Annotated in this window: 14 protein-coding genes and 1 tRNA gene; 9 read left to right on the forward strand and 6 right to left on the reverse strand. The window is 64.5% G+C overall.

Annotation, left to right across the window (positions count from 1 at the left end):
* Positions 1-126: 126 nt before the first annotated feature.
* Entirely contained in the window at positions 127-1,023 is an 897-nt protein-coding gene (locus tag AC3IPM_RS18325; protein ID WP_489301662.1) for a LysR family transcriptional regulator, read from the reverse strand.
* A 167-nt stretch (positions 1,024-1,190) separates the two neighbouring features.
* Here AC3IPM_RS18325 and AC3IPM_RS18330 point away from each other — a divergent pair, with 167 nt between their 5' ends.
* Positions 1,191-1,643, forward strand: a complete 453-nt coding sequence (locus tag AC3IPM_RS18330) for a multidrug/biocide efflux PACE transporter (protein ID WP_489301663.1) — start codon at positions 1,191-1,193, stop codon at positions 1,641-1,643.
* 1,185 nt (positions 1,644-2,828) lie between these two features.
* Here the strand turns inward: AC3IPM_RS18330 and AC3IPM_RS18335 are convergent.
* The 3 genes from AC3IPM_RS18335 to AC3IPM_RS18345 form a co-directional block, all read right to left on the reverse strand.
* Positions 2,829-3,389 carry a hypothetical protein gene (locus AC3IPM_RS18335; RefSeq protein WP_489301664.1) on the reverse strand — a complete coding sequence of 187 codons (561 nt, stop codon included), beginning with the start codon at positions 3,387-3,389 and terminating at the stop codon, positions 2,829-2,831.
* A gap of 9 nt (positions 3,390-3,398) precedes the next feature.
* The gene (locus tag AC3IPM_RS18340; RefSeq protein WP_489301665.1) at positions 3,399-7,790 is read right to left on the reverse strand and encodes an RHS repeat-associated core domain-containing protein; all 4,392 of its coding nucleotides are present in this window, start codon (positions 7,788-7,790) and stop codon (positions 3,399-3,401) included.
* A gap of 820 nt (positions 7,791-8,610) precedes the next feature.
* Entirely contained in the window at positions 8,611-8,889 is a 279-nt protein-coding gene (locus AC3IPM_RS18345) for a hypothetical protein (protein ID WP_489301666.1), read from the reverse strand.
* 1,069 nt (positions 8,890-9,958) lie between these two features.
* Between AC3IPM_RS18345 and AC3IPM_RS18350 the strand changes: the two genes are divergently transcribed.
* The 3 genes from AC3IPM_RS18350 to AC3IPM_RS18360 all read left to right on the forward strand — a co-directional run bounded on the left by AC3IPM_RS18350 (position 9,959) and on the right by AC3IPM_RS18360 (position 15,176).
* Complete coding sequence (locus AC3IPM_RS18350) at positions 9,959-10,555, forward strand: restriction endonuclease subunit S (protein ID WP_489301667.1); 597 nt, start codon at positions 9,959-9,961, stop codon at positions 10,553-10,555.
* Positions 10,552-12,075 (forward strand): HsdM family class I SAM-dependent methyltransferase, encoded by a 1,524-nt coding sequence (locus AC3IPM_RS18355; protein ID WP_489301668.1) that lies wholly within the window; start codon positions 10,552-10,554, stop codon positions 12,073-12,075. Before AC3IPM_RS18350 ends, AC3IPM_RS18355 begins: the two co-directional genes overlap by 4 nt.
* Positions 12,076-12,302: 227 nt before the next feature.
* Positions 12,303-15,176: a type I restriction endonuclease gene (locus tag AC3IPM_RS18360; protein ID WP_489301669.1), complete on the forward strand. Its 2,874-nt coding sequence runs from the start codon at positions 12,303-12,305 to the stop codon at positions 15,174-15,176.
* A 90-nt stretch (positions 15,177-15,266) separates the two neighbouring features.
* Here the strand turns inward: AC3IPM_RS18360 and AC3IPM_RS18365 are convergent, their stop codons facing one another.
* On the reverse strand, positions 15,267-16,658 hold the full coding sequence (locus AC3IPM_RS18365; protein ID WP_489304210.1) for a short-chain fatty acid transporter: 1,392 nt from the start codon (positions 16,656-16,658) through the stop codon (positions 15,267-15,269).
* Positions 16,659-16,843: 185 nt separating this feature from the next.
* Between AC3IPM_RS18365 and AC3IPM_RS18370 the strand changes: the two genes are divergently transcribed.
* Positions 16,844-17,746 (forward strand): DUF417 family protein, encoded by a 903-nt coding sequence (locus tag AC3IPM_RS18370; protein WP_489301670.1) that lies wholly within the window; start codon positions 16,844-16,846, stop codon positions 17,744-17,746.
* A 5-nt stretch (positions 17,747-17,751) separates the two neighbouring features.
* On the opposite strand, the gene ubiA is transcribed toward AC3IPM_RS18370, so the two are convergent.
* Positions 17,752-18,645, reverse strand: a complete 894-nt coding sequence (ubiA, locus tag AC3IPM_RS18375) for a 4-hydroxybenzoate octaprenyltransferase (protein WP_489301671.1) — start codon at positions 18,643-18,645, stop codon at positions 17,752-17,754.
* 158 nt (positions 18,646-18,803) lie between these two features.
* Here ubiA and AC3IPM_RS18380 point away from each other — a divergent pair.
* From AC3IPM_RS18380 to AC3IPM_RS18395, 4 genes are all read left to right on the forward strand, one after another.
* Positions 18,804-18,880 (forward strand) — tRNA-Arg (locus AC3IPM_RS18380).
* Positions 18,881-19,031: 151 nt separating this feature from the next.
* On the forward strand, positions 19,032-20,108 hold the full coding sequence (locus AC3IPM_RS18385) for an AraC family transcriptional regulator (protein ID WP_489301672.1): 1,077 nt from the start codon (positions 19,032-19,034) through the stop codon (positions 20,106-20,108).
* A 59-nt stretch (positions 20,109-20,167) separates the two neighbouring features.
* A complete protein-coding gene (locus tag AC3IPM_RS18390) occupies positions 20,168-22,198 on the forward strand; it encodes a serine hydrolase domain-containing protein (RefSeq protein WP_489301673.1) in 2,031 nt (676 codons plus the stop codon).
* 83 nt (positions 22,199-22,281) lie between these two features.
* A complete protein-coding gene (locus tag AC3IPM_RS18395; RefSeq protein ID WP_489301674.1) occupies positions 22,282-23,403 on the forward strand; it encodes a helix-turn-helix domain-containing protein in 1,122 nt (373 codons plus the stop codon).
* Positions 23,404-23,428: the final 25 nt, after the last annotated feature.

The following is a 23,428-nucleotide window of genomic DNA, read 5'->3' on the forward strand; positions in this document are numbered from 1 at the left end:
CGATTGCGCGCAGCGGTTGCAGCGCCTCGGTTTCGGCGTGAAATGCGGCGTATATGGCGATGGGGAATGGTCACATTCCCTACTGGGCGCCCTGCCGAGTCAGCTCGATGAATTCATGGACCGCCCCTATGCCAGAGGCGGTCCACGGTCGCCCATCGCATTAAGCCAAGCGTGCTTGAGAAAATCGCGCACGGCCTGGAAGCGCGGCGTTTCATACAGCGAGCGGTGCGTCCACAGCCACACATCCTGGGTCAACGCCGGTGCATCGCGCACCCGCACCAGCCCGCCCACGTGCTGGGCCACCGTGCATTCCACAACGCCCAGACCGCCGCCGGCGGTGACGCCATCCAGTACGCCCACCGAGTAGTTGCAGCGCAGCCACGGGCGGTTGGCGCCGGGCAGCGTGCGCAGCCAGCGCTCCACCTCGAACTCCACGCGCGGTTCGTCCAGCCCCACGAATTCCAGCTCATGCCATGCCTGGTTGGCGATGGCCACCTGCCGCCGCGCCGCATAGGCCTGGTTGGCGTACAGCGCGTACTCCACGCGGCCCACGCGGTCCCCGCGCAGGTCGGTGGTGTCGGGCGGGCCGTAGCGCAGCAGCGCGTCGGCCTCGCGCCGGGCCAGGTTGTAGGGCTCGCGCGAGGTGAGCACCTCCACGCCCAGGCCGGGGTGCTGGCGGTTGAACCCGGGTAGCAGGGTGATCAGAAGGAAGCTGGCCCACTCGTCGGCGTTGATGCGCACCGTGCCCACCAGCTCCTTGGGCGTATCGGCCTCGCGGGCGATCTCGTCGGCGGCCTCTTCCATCTGCTCGGCCAGCGCGAACACCCGCTGCCCCAGCTCGGTGGGGATGCAGCCGGTGGACGTGCGCTCCACCACCTTGCCGCCCAGCCGCTCCTCCAGCGCATCCAACCGCCGCGACAGCGTGGCCGTGCTCATCCGCGCAGCCTTGGCCGCCTCGCGCAGGGTGCCACCGCGCACGACGGCCAGCAGCACCATCAGGTTGTCCCAGGGAAAGTGTTTCATATTTGAAACGGCCTCCTACGATACTGGGGGTTTTGCTCCATTTTTGAAACTTATACCATGGCCCCCGGGCGTGCTACGAGCGTTGATCGCCGCCCCGCTTTCCTCCTCCCCCGATCCGCTCTCCTCTCCGCCTGGCCCTGCCGGCGGTGACCATCAGGTGCTGCACCATGAAAACCGAAAAGACCCTCTGGGACCGCGTCGTCCACGCCGTGCTGTTCGAGGCCATCGCCCTGTGCCTGTGCGCGCCGGTGATGTCCTTCGTGCTGGGCAAGTCGCTGTTTGAAACCGGTGTGCTCACCGTCGCGCTGGCCACCTGCGCCATGCTGTGGAACATGCTCTACAACGCGATGTTCGAACGCGTGGAAAAGAAGTTTGGGTTCAAGCGGACCGTGCCGGTGCGCGTCGGGCATGCGGTGGGCTTTGAGGGTGGGCTGGTGGTGGTAGTGGTGCTGCTGGCCGCGTGGTGGCTGTCCATTTCCTACTGGGATGCGTTCCTGTTGGAGATGGGGCTGATCGCGTTCTTCCTGCCTTATACGTATGTGTACAACCTGGTTTACGACAAGGTGCGAGAGCGGTTGGTGCGGCGTGGGCAGGCTGGGCAGGTGAGCGAGGCCGGGTGATGTTCGGCGCGCGCGTCAAGGCGACGCGCGCTGCTGATCTTCCGGCTCACACCAGCAACCGGAGCCGCCGACTACCCTGCGGCCGATCTTTCACATGCTGACCTCGGCTGAAAGGCGGCAGCAGGCGTCCGGTTGTCGACTTGGTTGATCTTGTTCCTCTTGAGCGCCCTACCCAACGCGGTACCGCAGAGAGAACTACCCGCTGATAGAACAAGAGTCAAAGCCACCAAGAGCGATGGTTGCTCAACACCACCTATGAGCAACGAAACGCACTGAAAGATCAGCTCTGTCGCTACGAATGACAACGCCATCGCCAAGAAACATCTGTGGGGGCGCCAAAAAGCGAAGATCGCGCATACGGTGAATATCGCCACGCAACTGAGCGCATGATCGATGATCGCTCGCCAGACTGGTCCGACTGCCTGAACCAGCTCGACTTCGAAGAACCCTAGTGGCACGCCTATGGTCAATGCCGCAAGGAACTGAGCACTGGTTTGAAGGGTGACCCCGCGCAGAAAGAAGGGCCATGTCGTGTTCACTGTAGTCATCCTGATCGGCACGCCCCTTTGGATGCGATCTTATCGTTTGCCACAGACGCTTGCGCACCCATCGCTCACCAGGTTGCCTGGCTCGAAGTCCACTTCAGGCCAGGAGCGGGAATTCATCCAGTACATTGTCGAGATTCCCTGAAGCTCGGGTTCGGCACGAACTTTCCCTCAATGATCGAGCCACCGCCATCGACCCTCCATGCACCGACGATTGCTTCTGGCGGCACCGCATCATTCGACCCATACCTCCTGGCGACTACGTAAACCCAGTCGTTCGAATGGAGCTTGGCTTGCTCACGATTCGTGTCATCAATCTGAGTCGTCGGATCAAACATGTCCACCCATCCCCTCATCTTTCCTATTGATAGTGCGGCAAACCAAGGGGACGTGCGCTTTGGGTAGATGCGACCACCGCAGCCCAGTGTCCAATCCCGGCCAAAAGCGGGCACGCAACCGGCAGCTGGCTGTCTACAAGACCTGGGGGCCACACAGGCAGTGGCTGACGGCCCGATATCGGGCGGTTGACACATTGCAGCCTAGGATGAGAGCCGATGGCTTTGGAATCCAGTTCCAGGACTGACCTTGCATGGTCAGCCCCGGGATGCGTCATGGCGTTGGCGAGAGTGGACTTGCTAGATCAAGGACCGGCGCCCACAGCCATGGCGACTACCTTTTTCTCTCGAATGTCAAAGCAAATGCTGGAGCCATCGAGGTAGCCGCAGACGCGCTCGACATCGAACCGGCCGAGTCTCTCCTTGGATCTGTATGTATCACCGTACCGGCGTGTCGCTGCTTCCGCACCTGATGCCGGATCGCCGATTGCCACCCCTTTTAGTGTCAGGCCCTTCAAGCTCTCGGTAGTGCCGAGTGCTTGCTTCCCTATAAGAACTGGCGAGACCCGAATCTCATCAATGGTTCGGTACTTCGGCCCAACGTCGGGATTGGTGGTGATCACTATCTCCGACTCTGTGGTCGGATCCCAGTATCTACGGCGCAGCAAACCTGAATCGTCGATGCGCTCTTCCCCTTTACCATAACGGCGAAGAATGTCGGATTCGAGATAGACGTGCGGTGTGTACTCACCATCGCGGAACGCCTTTGACACGTAGTCCACCCTATCTCCCTTGGCCTCCACCTGCGTCGATGCGGACAGAAGTGCGAACGCCAAGATGACTAATCTGCATTTCGTCACGTACATAGTAGAATCTCAAAATAGTGGAATGATCACCGGGCGTTGATAGTTCATCCGCTGATACCGTATCGGCTTCTTCGGATTGCTTGATTTTGCATCGCGGACCATATCAACCAACTCTTGAATATCCTCGTTCTGCATGCGCGTACAGCCCATGGTCGGCTTCCACCCCTGCCTGGCCGCCCGCGGGTCCCTCAACCCGGTACCACCGCCGTGGATCCACCTACCACGCGAGGTATCGTCGGTCTTGAGGATGTCATTCGGCCCAAATGCGGTCGAGTTATTCTTGTATGGCCCGCGGATCGGATACACGTCGGCAGACTGATAGGGGCCCGCCGCGCCGGCCAACGCGCGGCTTGCAACGGCACTCCGAGAATCCCAAGACTTCACGAAGTTACCATTGTCATCATAGTAGGTCGTCGTTCCAAGGTTCTGATGCGTGACAATCGAATCCAGGCCGGTAGGATCGATTCTGGACATGGGGTCCCCATCAACATAGCCGTAGGTGGAGATGCTGCCGGCAAGCCCAATCGGATCGCTCTGGATATAGCGCCCTGAGGAGGCATCGTAGTCACGAAAGTGATTCTGGTTAAGAGCTGTCGAAGCATCATATCGCTGCCCTGGAAGACGCAGGCTGAAGTCGAACTTGGTTCCATCCAGATCCGGGTCCTCGTTCGGCGCGGTGGTGCCAAATGCTTCGCCCTTTAGGTTCCACGTCCAGACGACGGCGTCGCGTACCGGGTTGACGACTGCTCGGGGGGTCCCTAGATGATCAGGTTCCACATAGAGGAGGGATCCTCCCTCACTCACGCCGACGGGCAATTCATCCAACCAGATGACCTGTTGGCTCGCCCTGTTGGCTTTGTCGTAACTTCCGAGCCAAAGGCCGCGCTCGTCGTATACGAGTCGACTCACATCGCCTTGCGTGCTTCTGGTGGTCTGCTGCCCCAGTTCGTTGTAGCGGAACTCTGCAGCCAACGTCCCATTGATGCGCACCGCGCTCATACGATTTGCGGCATTGTAGGAGAAGTCCCGCTCGCCGCCATCGATTGAGAGCACGTTGCCAGCGAGATCATAGCTGCGCGCTGCACCGGCCACACTAGCCAGCCGATGGCTATTGGAGGAATAGACGTACGCTTGCTCCACCCCATTGACTCTGGCTGACATTCGATTCCCGGTCGCGTCATAAGTGTAGCTATCGATGATGGTCCCTGTTACGCCGTCTTTAAGCGCGTTTAGACGACCAAGGGAATCATAAGTAAACGTCACAGAAGGCTCGCCACTATCGGCCGCTCCGAGACCCACGAGGTCACCAACCGCGTTGAAACTATAAGTCGAGTTTAGGCCGCCGGCCCCTCCACGTATCGAGAGCGGGCGATAGTCTTTGTCCACCTCCCGAGACAGAACACGACCATTGCCATAGCTCCACCCAGAGGATGGGCCGAATGGATGGCGATTGGCGCCAGAGAGCAGAATCTCTCGCCCCACACCGGGACGGATCACTCCAATATCGGTAACAGTGCCGAGTGCATCACGGACGTAATCCACAATAGTGCCATCGGGGTATGTCATCGTCCTCAGACGCCCAGCCTTTGTATAGCTGTATTGGACGGCGACACTAGTATTCCCCGAGGCTTGCACCTTCCTGGTGACGTTTCCTGCCTGGTCGTAGCAGTACTGGGTCTTTCCGCTATCGTCCTGAAGCGAGGAGAGACGGCCTTTGGCGAAGCTCTCGTCTACGCTGCAAATTGGCTCTATCTGGTCGTACGTATAGTCAGCGGTAATTTCCTGATTGCCATATACCTTGCGCGCAATTCTGCCCAGCGCATCAAAGGTGAAGGTGACTGTTCTGCCATCTGCATCGACTCGGGTAGCGAGTTGGCCGGCGCTACCGTAGGTGGCACGGCTCACGCCTGTGTCCGGGCTATTCAGCTCGATAATGTCTCCGAGCCCCGAGTACTGGTAGCTTGTCGTATGGCCCTTGGGATCGGTCACTACCGTTGTCCTGCCTTCGGCGTCGTACGCGTAGCGAGTCTTCACCGCCAAGCCGGCGACATCTTCAAGGGTGGTGCTCAGTCGCCCCAAAACGTCGTAGTCAAGCTGCGTTTTACGCTTTAGTGCATCCGTGACGAGCTGGACATTGCCGACCATGTCATAGGCAAAGTCAGTCGAATATCCGCTTGCTGTCTTCTGGCTGGTCATCTGACCCAGCTTGTCATACACGCGCGACAGAGATCGTCTCACAGAGCCGCTTGGGTCGGTGATCTCTTCCTTGATGCGATTTCCAGCGGCATCGAGAACATACCGTATGCTATTGCCAGCCGCGTCAGTGATCTTGGTGAGCCGATGGGCATCGTCGTAGGTGTAAGCCAGTGATACGCCGTCAGGATCGATAACCGAGACGACGTTCTCTGCCGGATCGAGTCCGATTGTCGTCAGCCTGTCCAGGTTCGAGGCTGCTCCGTCCGCCTGTGCGCGTTCAATCGTGCTGATGATCCTGCCGCGCGGGCTATAGACCAAGTCGTGAATTGTGCCGACCTCGTCCCGCATGCGCGTGGGCCTTCCGTTCTTATCGTAGGAAAGCCAGGTGGAGGCGTGCCCGAGTGCATTGGTAACTTGGTGAAGATCGCCAGCGCGATGGCAGTTTCCGGTTCCCGTTCCGCAGTTGGATTCATTGGCAGTCAAATAGTAGCTATAACGCGTCACATCCGCGACGTCTGTTCTCGGGCCGTCTTCGGAAAGGATCAGTCCAATCTGTGGGCATTGCGTGGAATCAATGGAAGTGCAGTAGCTGCTTGTCCATTGGCGAACACCAAGCGGCGCACTGGCGGCGGTCCCGCATGCGTAGCTGGCAGCGCTGGGAACGCCTGAGTCCACTTCGCATCGCGAGGTTTCCAAGCCCAGAGAGTTGTATGTCCAAGTGGTGATAGATACCGTTGCGCCTGCGGTATCCTTGACGATGTTTGTCAGTGGCACACGAAGCACTGCGTCCCAAGTGGTGCTTGTAGTCCTTTGCTGCGGTGTGCCTGCAGCATCCAGCTGCTCTGATAGCAGGCCATCTGATGTGTATGTCGTACGGGTAATGACACCCTTGAAGTCCGTGGTCGACGCAGGGTTCCCATTTGCATCGTAAGTCATAGACTTATAGGGCTGGTTGCACTGAGTTCCGCAGGCTGCGCTACCTCCCGCCGGAAGGATCCGGCCCTTTCCGGTATCCGAGAACTTCAGGAGCGACTGAGCGCCAAGTGTGCTCTTGACTGTTACCGGCAACGTTCCGTTACTCGTGAGGGTGGCGTACTCCAGGGTCGTTGCATCTACACCTCCGGCAAATTCGGTGTAGTACGCTCGATTGCTGGACAAATACTTGATCGTCTCGTAGCGTTTACCGTTCTCGTCGGTGATGCCAGTTAGGAATCCCGGGCGGTTGGAGGACGAAGTATTCGCCGGCTCATTGTAGATGTAGCCCTTGCTCGAGCCATCCGCATAGGTTGTCGACGCAAGGTAGCCGCCGGCGTTGTAACCGAAGGTTTGCTCACTGCTGTCAGGAAATGCGACCGAAGAGAGTCGGGAAGTCGCGCTGTAGGAGAACGATAGCGCACGACCACGCTGATCGGTGACAGAGATCAGCAGTCCAGGGGCTGGAGCAAGGTCGGGCGGGGTTTGGGCAGTTGAGTACTCCAGGACAAGGATCCGCTGGCCCGAGGCGTCATACACCTCTTTGAGAAGGCCGCCGGCATCATATATCTCAGTCTGTCGGTTGGCTGCCAACTGTAGGGCGTAACCGGCGCCTGCGGGCTGGTCTACGAGGACGTCAACGACGTCCGCATCAGCAGTCCATACCCCATTCTTTTTGGTGAAGATCTCTGATGCACCATCCGACCTCATTACGCGAATGAATGAGCCTGCCCCGACAACCTCGGGAGACGATGCGAGAATATCCAGGCGTCGCTCAAAGCTGTGCCGCCATTGAGGGCCTAAGGATGACCCTGGCGCGCGTGGGGAGCTGTTGTAGAACCGCCTGAAGGTGAGGCTACTCGATGCATTGAAGTCCGTCTCTTGCCGGTAGAAATTTCCCGACGCGGCGTTGATTGGGTCACCCTCAAAGGAACTCCCCGGGTTCATTGCGTTTGCGGATGCTGCGCTTTTAGGGGTCCCCCTCGCGCCGGTCGCATCGTTGTCCGATCCGAGACCCGCCGTGCATCGCTGTTGGCAGCCGCCGAAGTTCTTTTCGGGCTGACCAATGGATATTTCCGATGCATTGACAGTGTCCGTCTGCGTCCCATTGACGAATATTGAAGCTGCAGCCCAATGCGTGTTTGGGCCATACTTGACTGTGACCTTTGGTGGTGTGGTGCATTGGGGGTTCTGACGGCAAGGCGCCAGTATCTTCTCCGTCAGGAAGCTCACGCCCGCACCTACGGACTCGAAGGTCCCGACTCCACGGAAGGACTGAACCTCATACGGAGGTCCGTAGTAAGTTGCCGCCATTGCAGACGGACCAAACAGAGACGAACAGATAGAGAAAGCCAAGGCGGCGCGGCGGCGCGCCCGCTTTGTGTTGGATCGCATAGATGCACATTCCTTGTGAGGCCATTTGGGCCGAGCCTAAGGGCTGTTCCGACATCATTCCCTAATGCACGGAGAGGACAGCAGCCACCCGGTGGACGGGTGGCCCGCTGATGCTATCAGACCATCGATGACAAATTTTGTGCCGTTGCGCACGGTCATGTGCTTTCACGTCATGACCACGCATGGCCATAGGGGGGCGCCTGCTTTCCCGGGTGTCCGCTTCCGGCCAGAGGCGGACGTGCTCAGGCCGCCACCTCAAGTTATGACCACCAGGGGACGTGCCGACGAAGTCTTCTCGTGACACATGTCACCCAAACAATTGAGAGAGTTCTCGAACGTTGAAATTTCCGTCAGATGAATCTGGAAATCATGCATTTCGCGCGCTACGAAAGAACTTTAACTCGGCAGCATCTCGGCGCGATAGGTTCATGAGGAATGCGTCTGATCTGGCCACGTCCTACCCAGCGCACGCAGACGTCCCACTGACCTATTCTGTGCGACGCACCGCAGATTAAGTTCAGGGGCCCGCCAGCCTGATAGCCAAGCTCCAAGCGTAGCGATTGCTGATGCCCGACGGCAGGTTCTGGCCGTCCTTCAACAATGAGTGGCTGCATCTGGTGGAGGCATTGCGGTCAGTCTGAGCCTAGCGCCTCTGGACTCAACGCTGCATCAGCGCCAGTCCTGCGCCCACTTGAATGCGCTCGCCGATCAGCCGCACTGAGAGCATTGCAGGAGCCGAGACCGGCTTGACCATGGCGATAGAAGCTGTTGTCTCTACCGGCTCTGGCTGCGCGATTCGCACCGAGATGGCGATGCAACTTTGGGGGCCGGCCAGCTTAAGAAGCTCCGCGCATGAGCAGGAGAGCGTGAGGATCTGGATCGCAGGACGCGCTCCGCGGAAGTTCTCCAGTTCGACCTTCGTGACGTGCAAAGCCATCGCTATCGTTCCATATACAAGTTCAAACTGTACACGTCCCAAGCCTCTGCTTTCACAGGATCTCCAACATGCTGCTTTCTCGCGCGGGAAAACCCTTGGTCCGCTCCGACGCTACGAACCTGCCAACTGCTATTGGTTGATCACTTGCATTGCAACTGACCAGGGTGCATGGGCGAGCATCTACAGACGCCTCCCCCACCCAACAAGAGTCGCGGTGAAACATTGCAGTGGATACCTCTTGGCAACGTCTGCGCACAGCAAGGGCTCGAGCGGACTATATGCAATCCATCCACAAGATTCGAGAACAACAGAATTTCCGTGCTGGCTTGATATTAGATAACCCGAGCTCGGTCACCAGCCGATGCGACGCAATGCCCACCGGAGACGATAGGCACTAGTGCAGATAAAGATGCACATTCCTTTCGCACCTCTCCCAAACGTAGCTGCATCCTTCTATCGCTCGGCGTTGCTGTCGCCGGGCTTTCTCCAGCCAGCCCCTTCGCAACCTTGGTGAGCACCCTTCCGTATGTATCACCGAGTGAACTTCGTGGTATTGGTGCGCCGAACGCGGCGCGTGGAAACACACGCAGCCAACGGAACGAACCCACTTCACCTACAAGGTCGTTCGCGAATATCTGGATTTCGGATAACGAGATCATCGCAGTAGGGTTGCTCCGCGAAGGAGAACCCTCATGCCCATCTCGAGCTTCGGTTTAGCTGTCTCATCAGCTCCCCTGTCAGCAAGCGTCTACACGCGCGGCACCACCCAAGTATCTGCCACAACCGCGAGGGTGGCATTCGGAAGTCGGCGAAATTGCATCACAGCAGCATCAGTGGATGGCGCCATCCAATGGACCTCAACAACCACCAACCCGCGCAACCACCGCCGCACCATCACCTTCGCCCATCCAAACCCCCAACTCCAGTTCACCGCATCGTTCGCACCAGCTGCGACCCCCTGCGAGCTTCATCCCACTTCCGCACATCCACCGCACGCCACTTCGCATCATCGCGAATGCTGTCCATCTGCTCGGTTGACCCTCTCCCCACCCGAACGCATGGTGCACGCATGAACACACTCACGCGCATCGCCCTGCTTGGCGACGTGGCCAACATCCGCCAGGGCCACCCCTTTCGCGGGGCCATCACCGCCGTACCGGAGGGCCCGGTGCAGGTCATCCAACTGAAGAACCTGGGCACCGACGGCCTGCAGGAACGCGAGCACCTGCTGCGCACTGCGCTGCGCACACGCAAGCCACCCGATTGGGTGCAGGACCAGGATGTACTCATTGCCGCGCGCGGTAGCCATGCGCTGGCGATGCTGCTGCACAACCCGCCGGAGTGCACCGTGTGCAGCCCGCACCTGTACGTGCTGCGGGTGTCCACGCCCGATCTGCTGCCGGCCTTCCTGGCGTGGCAGTTGAACCAGCGTGCTGCACAAGCCTACCTGCGCCAGCAGGCGGCGGGCTCGCGCCAGCAGAGCCTGCGCAAAACGGCAGTGGTGCGGTTTCCGGTGCATGTCCCACCGGTGGCGCAGCAGCGCCACATCGTGAGCATTGCCAGCGCCGCGCAGGCCGAGCAGCGCTGCCTGGAAGGGTTGATCCAGATTCGCCAACAGGAGATTGCCGTGGTGGCCGAGCAGATGTTGCAGGGCGGTGGGGCATGAGCAGCATTGCGACCTTGCCCGGCGCGCACGCCACGCATGCCGCGCTGACTGCCGCGCGCGAAACCCTGGCCGACGCCGCCGATGCCGGCGCTGCCACCTACCTGCTGCTGGCGCTGCTGCTGCTCAAGATTGCCAGCGATACCGATGCTGCCGCACAGGGTCCGGCCAGCACCTATGGCGCACCCCTGGACTGGCCGCCTACCGCGCCGGGCGCGCAGTTGCTGGTGGTGCCGCCCGAGGCGCGCTTCGAGTTGCTATTCCGGCAGCGTTTCAGTGGGGACAACGCGCGCCGCATCATCACCGCGTTGCAACAGCTCACCCAGGCCAACCGCGCTACGCTGGCTGAGGTGTTCGACGTGCTGCGCCTGCACGATGGCTGGCCACACGATGCCGAGCGCCGCGAGTTGGCGCTGTCGCGCCTGTTGGGGCGGTTGAGCGTGCCGGCGCTGGATTTCCGCCCCTTGCGCGGCACCTACCGGGCCGACATCGGGCAGGCGGTGGACCAACTGCTGGAGCGCAGCCAGCCACGCCGCAGCCCCCAGCCGCTGGCCCACGTACCCGACCCGCTCGGCTGGCTGATGGCCGGCCTGATGGACCCGGGCGAGGACGAAACCATCTGCGATGTGGCCTGCCACAACGGTAGCCTGCTGCTGGCGGCCAGCCGCTGGGCACGCACCGCCCATGGCGCACGCCGGCACCAGTTGCTGGGCCAGGCAGAGGACGACACGGCCTGGGCCTGCACACGCCTGCGCCTGCTGCTGCACGGGGAAGACAACCACGCGGTGCATGCGGGCACGCCGCTGCTGCATGACACGCTGGTGGATGCCAACGGGCAATTGCGCCGCTTCCATGTGCAGCTCACACGCCCGCCGTTTGCGCTGGCGTGGTCGCCCGACCGTGGCATGCGCGATGTGCACCAGCGCTATGTGCATGGCCTGCCACCGCGCCAGTGGGGCCACTTGGCGCTGTTGCAGCACATGCTCAAGGCCATGGACCCGCGCACCGGCCGCATTGCGATGGTGGTGCCGCACGGCGTGCTGTTCCGCGATGGCGAGGAGGCGCTGATCCGCCGCAGCCTGCTGGACGCCAACCTGATCGAGGCGGTGGTCGGCCTGCCTGACCGGCTGTTTGCCGGCAGCCCGGTAGCCACGGCGCTGCTGGTGCTGCGCGCGATGCGCACCGACGACAACGTGTTGTTCGTGGATGCGCGGCAGTTGCCAGCGGCCACCCGGCGCGGCCCACGGCTGGACAACGCCGCCGCCGAGCAGGTGCTGGCGCTGTGCCGCGCACGCGAAGACGTAGCCGGTATCGCGTGCCTGGCCACGCCGCAGATGCTGGCGCGGCATGCGGGCAACCTGAGCATTGCGCGCTATGTGCAGCCCGATGCGCAGGCGCAGGTGCCTACGCTGGAGGCGCTGCGCGGCCAGCGTGCCCGGCTGCGCACGCGATTGAATGCACTGGAGGTTGCGCTGGAGGGCGATCTGGCCCAGTTGACGGAGCGGCCGGCGAAGGCCGGCTGACCACCTGCTGCAACAGCGTGTGGCAGATTGATTGATGCACGCTATCTGCCGCTGGCGCGGCATTGAAACTGTTCACCGCGCGATGCAGGCCATGTGCAGGAAACGGAATGGTGCACACGGCGGCAGGCGGGATGGCTGCGCCAGACTCAAGGCATGCCATCTCTGTCTTCTGATTCACCCGTATTGCCGCTGCCAGCCTGCGCGCTGGATGTGCAGGGCGCGCCGCCATGACGCGCACACCCGTGCACGGAGTGGTCACGCGGTCCGCATTGGGCTGGCTGCAGCGGTTGGGCTGGCAGTATCTGTCCCCTAACCGATGCTGCGCCCTGCGTGGTGGCCCCGGCAGCACTGTGCTGGAGGGTCGCTTGCGCGCGCATCTGCAGCAGGTGCGCTTTGAAGCCTATGGCGAGCACTGGCCCCTGGATGCGGCCGGCATTGCACAGGTGCTGGCAACCCTGGCGCAAGGCGCGCTTCGGCGCGGTGCGCAGGCCGGCAACGATGCCCTGCTGACGTTGCTCCGCGACGGGGTATGCGTGGCGCAGCAGCTGCCGGACGGGCGCGCCGTGCAGGCCACGGTGCCACTGGTGGACTGGGCCGAGCCATCGAAAAACCGGTGGGACATTGCCAGTGCGCGTGAGCAGGGCCAACCGGCACTGGATGCAGTGCCGCGTGTGGATGCGCTGGTGGGCTACGTCAACGGCCTGCCGCTGCTGCGCCTGCTGTGCGTGGAGCGCGATGGGCAGGGCCGCTGGGGCCGGGATGGCGCGGCGATTGCCGTGCACCACCAGCAACTGAGCGCCAACAGCACCGCCTGCACCGCGCCGTTGCTGCTGGCGCTGGACCGGCGTGGCGGGCGCTATGCCTGCCGCGGCACGCCAGCCGATGGCTGGGTGCGCTGGCGCGAACACGGCTGGACCGCGTGTTCGGCACGGCAACTACGCCATGCCCTGCCGGCGCCGAAGACAGGCTCGCCCAACGCCAACGGGCACTGGCTACAGGCGGTGCACGCACCGTTGCTGGCCGGCGTGGCGGCGCCCGCGCGGCTGTTGGCGCTGCTGGGCGGCTTTGTGCATACCGGCGCCGATGGCCGCCAGCGCATTGCGCGGGCCGCACAGTTCTTCGCGGTGCAGGCCGGGCTGGCGCAGTTGCGGTGCATCGACGCGGAAGGCCGCCGTGGGTGCGGGCAGCTGCAGTTGGCGGCCGGTGTGGGCAGGGCACTTACCTGGCTCTGGTTGCTTGAGCACCTGCAGCGCGACCGGCGGTTGCGCTATTGCCGGGTGCTGCAGGTGCTGCCGCGCCCTGCGCCCACCACGGCATCGCCGGGGCACGGGCTGGCGGCCTTCATGGCCCACGAGCGCGGCGGCACACTGCAGACCACGCCGGGTGCGCTGCAGGCGTGGCTGCGCCGCCGCGACGCCGGGCATGCCGACGACGATCTGATCGTGCTGGTGGATGCACACCTGCAGGCCGGCCCACCGGCGTGGCTGGAACGCGCGCGGCAGCGGCTGCCGCGCGCAGGCTGGTTGTGGCTGGGCAGCGCGCCGCTGCCCGAGGCGATGCCGGGCGATGTGGTTGGCCCGCTGCTGTATGCCTGCACTAACGCCGATGCCCTCGCCGATGGCCTGCTGGTGCCGGTGTACCACCATGCGCTGGCACCGAGCCCGCTGCGCCCGCAGGCGCCCCCGCGCGACGCTACCGCGGCTGCCGAGCCAGCCGTCCCACGCGGCAGCCGCTGGGCATCCACCGTTGCCCAGCACCTGCGCGACACCCTGCTGCACACCGAGCGCGACCTGCGCGCGTTGCTGCTGGTGGCCGATGCCCACGCGATGCGCCGGCATCAGCGCGCGTTCGTCAAGGACGGAATGGTGCGCAGTGCGACGATCGGCCAAGGCGCTTTCTGCACGCCTGCAGACCAGCAGAGGGCGCAGCTGCTGATCGCCAGCAACCTTTACGCGTTGCCCTACCTGGATGCGCGGCTGGCCCTGGTGTACCTGGACGCCGCCGTGAATGGCCCGGCAGTGGCGCGTGCGTTGGCGTTGCTCAACCGCCCGCACCCGCACAAGCACTGCGCGTGGCTGGTGCACTTGCCGGGCGTGCCGGCACCCTGGCAGGACGCTGCGGCGCGTGCGTGGGCGCCGCAGTCACTGCAGGAACTGCAGGCCGGGTTGCCGCGCCAGCACCGCCGCCTGCGCGCCCTGCTGCCGCCCACCGGCAGCACGGACTTCCACGCCTGCTGCGATTACCTGGGGCCGCGTTGGCGCGTGGACGCACGCGGCCAGCAGCGCGATCTGCACCGCCTGCGCCGGCGCAACCTGCACCAACGCGTGACCGGGTTTGGCCAGCAGCTGCAGACGGCCATGCTGGCACCACCCACTGATGGCAGCAGTGACGAGGCCGATACACCGATGCACCACTACCGCTACGACCTGCACTTCTGCTCGCTGCTACGTGATGTGGTGAGCACCGAGGCCTGCGAGCAACACCTGGGTGTGGCCGAGGACGTGCGCATCCGGCACTGGGCGCGTGAGCGCGCGCCGGAAGTGCGCGATATGGCCTGGGATTATCTGGACCGGGCGACAGCGCCACCGGCCAACCCACGCCGCGAAGCGGATGCCTTGCACAGCCAGTTACGCCATCAGCTGGAAACCAGCACCACCGGCGGCGCGGCACGCCTGCAGCTGCGACGGCACCTGCAGGCGCTCTTGCTGGCCCCGGGCGCGCCGGAGGCACGGCTGCGCCAGCTGCAGGGTCTGCAGGCACGTCTGCAGTTGCAGGGCCGCGCGGTGGCGCACTCCACGGCGCTGGCCGATGCATCGCCGTTGGTGGTGGCCTGCCATGCTGCACTGGAACGCATCACGGGCACGCCAGAAAGCGCCGCGCAGCACCGGTTGCATCACGCCATCGCCGAGCGATTGGCCGTTGCCATCGGCGCGGCACAGGCGGCACACCCGCGTGCGCCGCACCTGGCCTTGGCTGATCTGCAGCGGCGGCTGGGCCCTGCACTGGCGGCAGTGCTTTCGCCCGCGCACAGCGCCGCACTGTTGGCGGCGTTGCCGTTGCTGCTCGCCGACACCGCAGCCCACGGCACTGCGGCGTTCTGAGCCAGAGCCATCGGCGTAGCGCGGGGCGTTGCCCCGCTGCCGTTGGCCCGAGTCCGCCGAGCAACGCCCGGCACTACGGCACTGCGCGCGTTACGGCATCACCGGCGGCACGTAGGTGAGCGTCATGCCCAGCAGCCACAACAGGCCCAGCACCAGCGGGATGTGCACCAGCAGCTGGATGAAGGTGAAACCAACGATGTCGCGCGCCTTCAACCCGAGCACGCCCAACAGCGGCAGCATCCAGAACGGGTTGATCAGGTTGGGCAGCGCCTCGGCGGCGTTGTAGACCTGCACCGCCCAGCCCAGGTGCGCGCGCAGTTCGTTGGCGGCCTGCATCACATACGGCGCTTCGATGATCCACTTGCCGCCGCCGGACGGCACGAAGAAGCCCAGCACCGCCGAGTACACGCCCATCACCAGTGCGAAGGTGTCGGCGGTGGCGATGTGCACGAACAAGCTGGATAGCCGGTGCGCCAGGGTTTCATCGCCGCTGCCCACCGCATGGGTGAGGATCATGGCGATGCCGCCGTACAACGGGAACTGGATCAGCACACCGGTGGTGCTGGGCACCGCCTTGGCCACCGCGTTGAGGAAACTGCGTGGGCGCCAGTGCAGCAGCAGGCCGAGCGAAATGAACAGGAAGTTGTAGGTGTTGAGGTTGGCAATCGCCGAGACCAGCGGCTTGCTGGCGAACTCGCCGAACAGCCAACCGAAGGCCAGCAACGAGAGCAGCACGGTCAGCAGCGGGCTGTACTCCAGCCACTCGCCGGGGCGGGTGCGCGGCTGCAACGGTTGCGGTTCGGCCTGCGCGGCGCCGTCGAAATCGGCGGCGGTGCGCGCGGTGGCCGGGCCCGGTGCGGTGAGCCAGGCAATCAGCAGCGAGACCAGGATCAGCGCGCTGGTGAGCGCGATGGACTGCCACAGAAAAATGGTTTCGGTGAAGGGCAGCACGCCGGTGATTTCCACCAGCCCCGGCGGCATGCTGGCCGGGTTGGCCTGCAGCTGCGCGGCCGAGGAACTGAGCCCCATCGCCCACACCGCGCCCAGGCCCAGGTAGGCCGAAGCGCCGGCGGCGCGGTAATCCATGCGCAGGTCGGTGCGGCGGGCCAGCGCGCGCACCAGCAGGCCGCCGAACACCAGCGAGAAGCCCCAGCTGAGCAGCGAGGCCAGCATGCTGACCAGGCCCACGTACACCACCGCGCCGCGGCCGGTGCGCGGCACCCGCGCCAGCAGGTCGATGAAGCGCGCCACGATGGGCGCGGTGGCCAGCGCGTAGCCGCCGATGACCACGAAGGCCATCTGCATGGTGAAGGGAATCAGGCTCCAGAAGCCCTCGCCGAAGGCACGGGCGGTGGCCTGCGGGGTGGCCCCGAAGCCCATCGCGGCGGCGGCCACGATGATCACGCCGAGCACGGCGAACACGTAGGCATCGGGGAACCATTTTTCCGCCCAGGCGGCCGAACGCAGCGCCGCGCGCGCCATCCAGCCGTCCTGCACCGTTGTGGATGCGCTCATCGCCCTGCTCTCCCGGTCATCAATGTGCTGATTCTGTCCACTGCCCGCCCCGGTGTCTGTCACCCATTGGTAGCAGCCTTGTCCGCGCCCGGCGAATCGTTTTGCCCGCTTGCTGCCTCCTGTAAGGATCGCCCCTGCCAGAGACTGCCCGGATGACCGTGCTGCCAACGCCTTCGCCCTCGCCCCAACGGTTGCCCGCCAACGGTGCCGCCCTGCCCTCCCACGCCGCCTGGACGCTGGCTGCGGCCGTGATGAGCGCGCTGCTGATCTGGTTCGGCCTGATGGGCTGGCTGGGCTTCAGCGTGGAAGCGCTGGTGCGCGGCGGCACCGACCCGGCCACCGCGCAATGGCTGGCCCCCCTGCGCGGCAGCGTGCAGCTGCTGCTGGGCCTGCTGATGCTGCCGGGGTTGCCGCGGCCGCTGCGCGCCGCCGCCGCGCTCGGGGCCGCGCTGTGGTGGTGGGGTGGTCTGTTCGGCCTGGCCGACGCGAGCGCATGGAAGCAGACCGCCGACTTCGCCGGTTTCCCGTGGCTGGGCGGTGGGCAAAGCCTGATCAAGGGGCTGGGGCTGGGCGCGCTGGCCTGGGCGCTGCATCTGCACTGGCGGCGGGGCCAGGTGCCGCTGCGCTCGGCCGGATGGCTGCTGTGGGCCGGGCAGCTGCTGGTGCTGGGCTGGATCGGGCTGCTGAAGTTCAGCGCCTACGAGGCGGCCGGGGTGGAAGGCATCATGCGGCCCAGCCCGCTGTTCTCGTGGTTGTATGCGCGGCTGGATGTGCAGGGCGCCTCGAACGTGATCGGGGTGATCGAGCTGCTCACCTTCGCGCTGATCCTGGCCGGCCCGTGGCAGCGCCGGCTGGGCCAGTGCGGGCTGCTGCTGGGGATTGGCACGTATGTGCTGACCCAGACCTTCCTGTTCACCACCCCGGCCTGGCAGGCGGGCTACCCGGCGCCGGTGGTGGGCGGATCGGGCCAGTTCCTGCTCAAGGACCTGGGCCTGCTGGCCGGCGCGGTACTGCTGCTGCACCTGCAGCCGCGCGCGTCACGCCGGGCCGGTTGACGGGCTCAGCGCAGCACCAGGGCCGCGGCGATACCGGCAAACAGCGTGGCACCCACCCAGTTGTTGTGCAGGAAGGCCTTGAAGCACAGCTCGCGCTCGCGCTTGCGGCACATCTGGAATTCCCAGGCGATCAGCAGCGCGGCCACGCCCAGCGCCAGCCAATACGGCAGGCCCAGCGCGGCGCGCAGGCCCACCATGGCCATGGTGCCCACGAACAGCGCATACAGGATGCCCTGGATGACCAGGTCCAGGTCGCCGAACAGGATGGCGGTGGAGTGCGAGCCCATCTTCAGGTCGTCGTCGCGGTCGACCATGGCGTACCAGGTGTCGTAGGCGGTGGACCACAGGATGTTGGCGCCATACAGCAGCCAGCCGATCACCGGCACTTCGCCCTGCACGGCGGCGAAGGCCATCGGGATGCCCCAGCCGAACGCCATGCCCAGGTACACCTGCGGCAGGTGCGTGTAGCGCTTGAGGTAGGGGTAGCTGGCGGCCAGGAAGATGCCGATGAAGCTGAGCCCGATGGTCAGCGCGTTGAGGGTGAGCACCAGCGCGAAGGCCACCAGCATCAGGCCGGCGAACAACAGCAGCGCCTCGCGCCCGGACACCCGCCCGCTCGCGAGCGGGCGATCCTTGGTGCGTTTGACGTGCGGGTCCAGCCAGCGGTCGGCGTAGTCGTTGATCACGCAGCCGGCCGAACGCGTCAGCCACACACCGGCACTGAACACGAACAGGGTCCAGACCGGCGGCAGCCCGCCGGCGGCCAGCCACAACGCCCACCAGGTGGGCCACAGCAGCAGCAGGGTGCCGATCGGACGATCGGCGCGCATCAGTTTCCAGTACTGGCCCCAGCGCGACGGTGCGGCACCGGCGGGGGCATCAAAACGTTCGTAAGCCATGCGTATAAGGATACCGCCAAGGCCCGGCCGAAGCGCTGCCGCCGCGCGCAACATGGCAGGGGGCAGACCTGCGCGGCATTTCCCGCTAGAATGCTCCTCCCCGCGCCGCCAAGGCGTGCGGCAGCCCACACGGGCCGCCCCGGGATGCAGGACACAACGCGCTCGTAGCTCAGCCGGATAGAGTAGTGGCTTCCGAAGCCATTGGTCGGGGGTTCGAATCCCTCCGGGCGCACCATCCTCCCCGTTCCCACGTTTTCTACGCTTCGTCGCAACGACGAAGAAGGCCTTGTTTCCGGGGTTTTGGGCGCTCTCCGCGCCTAGGCGGCCGTGCTTGCGAGATGTATTCTCGATCGATCAAGCCCTCCACTCCGTTCCATCCTGCCGCCATGATTGACCTCTATCTGCTGTTCTTTTTTGCTGGCATAGGCGCGTTCAACGGATTGGTCATGGCCGCTTACGTGATGTTGCGGCGCCCAACCGAGCCCGCCCAACGCTGGCTGGCGGTGTTGTTGCTGTTGATGAGCGTCCGAACCGGCAAATCGGTGCTGGTTTATTTCTACCCCGAGACATCCAAGGCGATCCTGCAGGTGGGCCTGACGGCCTGCTTCCTCATCGGCCCGTGCCTGATCGGCTTGGTGCGGGCGTGGGCCGACCCGTCCGGCCAGCGCACGCACCAGGATTGGAAGCTCGCCGTGGGGTTGCTCGTCGCGGCGACGGGCTTGGGCGTGGCGTTTCCTTACGCCGACCATCTGGACTGGTGGAACGCGACGTCGGCATGGCGGGTCGTGACTTACAGTTGGCTGGCGTGTCTGCTGGCCGCCGGCGCCCTGTATGTGCGCGCTTCCCAGCAGGAACATCCGCCCACCAACATCGATGGATTGACCCGGAACCAGGTGGCGATGGTCATCGCCGGCACGGGCGTGGTCTGGCTGGCCTATTTCACGGCGGGGTTTACCTCCTACATCGTGGGGCCGCTGTCGTTTTCGCTGGTGTTGTATCTGGGCTTCATCGTAGTGCTTGCCCGGCGCAGGACGCGTCCCGTGGCCGTGCCCTACCAGGACCGGAAAATCTCTCCGGACGAGGCCGAGACAGCCTTGCAGGCGCTGCATCGGCTCATGGCCGCCGAGGCGCTGTACAAGGACGCGCGGCTGAGCCTGGTCAAAGTCGCACGCCGCCTCAACATGCCGCCTGCACGGCTGTCCCAGGTGCTGAACGACAATCACAAGACAGGCTTCAAGTCGTACCTGATGCAACTGCGGGTGGATGCCGCCAAGCGCCTGTTGCGCGAGCCCGGCCAAGTGCTGATGGAGCAGGTGGCCGAGGCTTCCGGTTTCCTGTCCATGTCCACGTTCTACAACAGCTTCAAGAAGCTGGAAGGCAGTACACCGGCGGTGTGGCGGCAAGCCGCGTTGGACGCCCCGCACTCCCAGGAACGGTTTCCGGAGTACGGAAACGCGCAATAAGATACTGATTCCAAAAAGATCTAGGCAAAGTGGGCCGGTTCATCCAACGGAACCCCCCGATGTCCGAAACCTTGCTCAAGCCCGCAACGTTGTTCCCGTGCTCCCCGGTTCTCACGCGCTGCGCGCTCGGCATTCTGCTGGCCTGCGCCCCGGGCGCCGCCGCCTGGGGGCAAGCGACAAGCGGCGTCGCAATGGCACCGGCAGCGGCGGCGGATGTTTCGGGCAGAACGCCGTCCGGACACCGCTTCGTCACGCCCGGGGATTGGACGCAGACGCGCCGGGGAACCGCGGTCGTCCTGCAGGCGCCTGAGGGCGGTTCGTGGATCGCCCTGGTCGAGGTGGATGCCACCGACGCGACGGATGCGGTGTCCCAAGCATGGATGGGCTACAGCGGCCGCACACCGCCGGAGCTTCTCATGACGGTGCCCCTGGCCAACGGCAACGGCTGGGTTGATGGCCGCAATTATGTGTACCGCACGCCCTCCGGCGAACCCCGTCAGCTCACGGCGCGGGCCATGCGCCACGATCATCGTTGGGTCGTGCGCATCGACGACCTCGCCAACGCCGTCGCCGGCAAGCGTCAGGCGGAGTTGAATCTGATCCGAAACGAATTCACGCCGGCGGGGTATGTCGCAGAGACTCTGGCGGGGCGCAAGGCGCAGTTGCTCGATGCAGGGAGGATCGAGCAACTGAAAACGTTCGTCCGCCAATCCCAGAGCGTGTTGGGGGTGCCCGGCGTATCCATCGGCATCGTGCAGGGCGGAAAGCTCGTGTATGCCGGCGGTTTCGGCGTACGCGAAGACGGCAAGCCCGAGCCGGTGGATGCCGATACGCTCTATCTGATCGCTTCCAATACCAAACCGCTCACCACCTTGATGCTCGCCAAACTCGTGGACGAGGGACGGTTGAGCTGGGAAACGCCGGTGGTCGAACTGCTGCCGGCATTCAAGCTGGCCGACGCGGACACGACCGCGAAGATGCAGGTCCGGCATCTGGCGTGTGCATGCGCCGGACTGCCGTACCGCAACCTCGACTGGGAGTTCGCGGGGCCGAACGCGCAGCCATCGCTGGTGTTCGACACGCTGGCCCGGATGCAGCTCACCAGCGCGTTCGGCAACAGTTACCAGTACACGAATCCGCCGGCTGCCGCTGCGGGCTACGTGGGTGGCCACGTAGCGTATCCCGGGCTGGAACCTGGCCAGGCGTACGACCGGGCGATGGCGACGCGGGTGTTCGAACCGCTGGCCATGAAACGCACCACCTTCGATTTCGACCAGGCCATGCGCGGCAATTTCGCCCGGTCCCACGGGGTGGGAATAAAGGGTGACCTGGAATTCATTGATCCCAGACGCGACCGGCAGATGCAGATCGTGCGTCCGGCGGGCGGCGCCTGGAGCAGTGTCAACGATCTGCTCGCCTATGTGAAACTCGAATTGAGCGGCGGACTGCTGGACGATGGCGAGCGTTACATTTCCGAATCGGCACTCAAGGCGCGTTGGAAACCGCAGATCAGCACGGGCCCGCGCGCGTGGTACGGACTGGGCCTGGACACTGACCTGTCGAGCGGCACGCCATTGATGTATCACGGCGGCCGGTTGTACGGCCAACGCAGCAACGTGGTCTGGTGGCCCGAGCACGACATCGGCCTGGTGATCCTGACGAACTCCAGCACCGGCAATGTGTTGATGGACGCCTTTCCGCGGAAGGTGATGGAGTTGGTATTCGACGCACAGCCTGAGGCCGACAGCATGGTGGCCGCCGCTGCGGCCAACGAGCGCGAGCTACGCGAGGCGCGGCGTCGGGCATGGAGCGTTCCGGCCACCGGCGAACACGCCGCCCTGCTGGCGCCACGCTATCGCAACGAACTGCTCGGCAATCTGCGTGTGGAGCGGTCCGGTGAAGGGCTCCGCTTTGTCTTCGACGCCTGGGACATGCCCGTCGCCTCGCGCGTCAACGCGGGAAGGGTTGTCGAATTCTCCGGCGCGATCCCCAGCCCGCCTCAGCCCTTCGTGGCCGCAGACTCTCCCGCCGGGCGGACGTTGACCTTGCGCGATGCACAGAACGAGTATGTCTTCATCGAGACAAACTGACGTAGCCCATATCTGGTTGGGTCCGCCTGGCGGGCGACCAGCCACGGCTGGACGCACCCCGTGGCTTCATCAACACTGCGCGCATGACGCCACCGGATCTGCTCAACCTCGCCTCAGGTGCTGCGGTACTCGGGCTGGCTTCGCTGGCGGCCGGGCTCGGCTTCGGCCGACGCACGCGGGCTGCCCGCCTGCTGACCGCATTCTTCGCCTGTTTCGCACTGGCCCATCTGTTCGGTACGTTTCTGCTCGGCGCGCACGCCTGGCTGGCGGCCGATACGGTGCGCTGGCTGCGCGTGGTTGAAGTGCCGCTGGTGTACCTGCTGGGCCCGCTGCTGTACGGCTACACGGTGGCGCTGACCTCGGATGCGCGCACATGGCCACACCCGGTTGTGGGCTGGCACCTGCTGCCGTGCGCGGTCGCGCTGGTGATCTCGCTGTCCAATGCACTGGCCCCGTTCGACGCCTCACCGCTGGGCCGGGCGATCTTCCTGCTCAGTTTCCATGGCTGGTGGTTCCTGGGCGTGCCGTACCTCTTGGCAGCCGCCGTGCGTGCCTACCGTGCACGGGCGCGGCTGGAGCAGCTCAGCGCGGACGAGGCGGCACTGCAACTGGGCGGGCTGCGCGCGGGAATCGCGGTGCTCACCGCTTGCTGGATCGGCATTGCATGGGGGCGCTGGCCGCCGCCGGGCAATGATGTGGCCTGGGCATGGTCCGGAGTGGCGCTGAATTGGCTGACCACGGCGGCGATGTACCTGCTGGCCGGGTTCGGGCTGCGCCAACGCCTGTTGTTGCCGCAAGCGTCCAACGCACCCTATCAGCGGTCTGGCATCGACGCCGACCAATGCGCCGGAATTGCAGCCGAGTTGGCGCAGCTGATGCGCACCGCGCGCCTGTACGCCGACCCCGGTTTCGATCTGCAGCAGCTGAGCGCGCGCAGCGGCTGGCCGCCGAACCATGTTTCGCAGGCGTTGAACCAGGGGCTGGGGCAGAACTTCTTCGAGTTCGTGAACACCTTCCGCATCGATGCGGCGACCGCCAGCCTGGCCGATCCCGACGACCGCCGCAGCGTGCTGGAGATCGCGCTCGCCGCCGGGTTCGGTAGCAAGTCCACGTTCAATACGGTGTTCAAACGCATGACCGGCAGCACGCCGCGCGACTACCGGCGCAGCCAGCGCCAGCGCACGGACACCGCCGCCTGTCACTGAAAGGTCCGATCCGGCCCGTTCGGGC

Source organism: Stenotrophomonas sp. GL_111 (assembly GCF_057835245.1).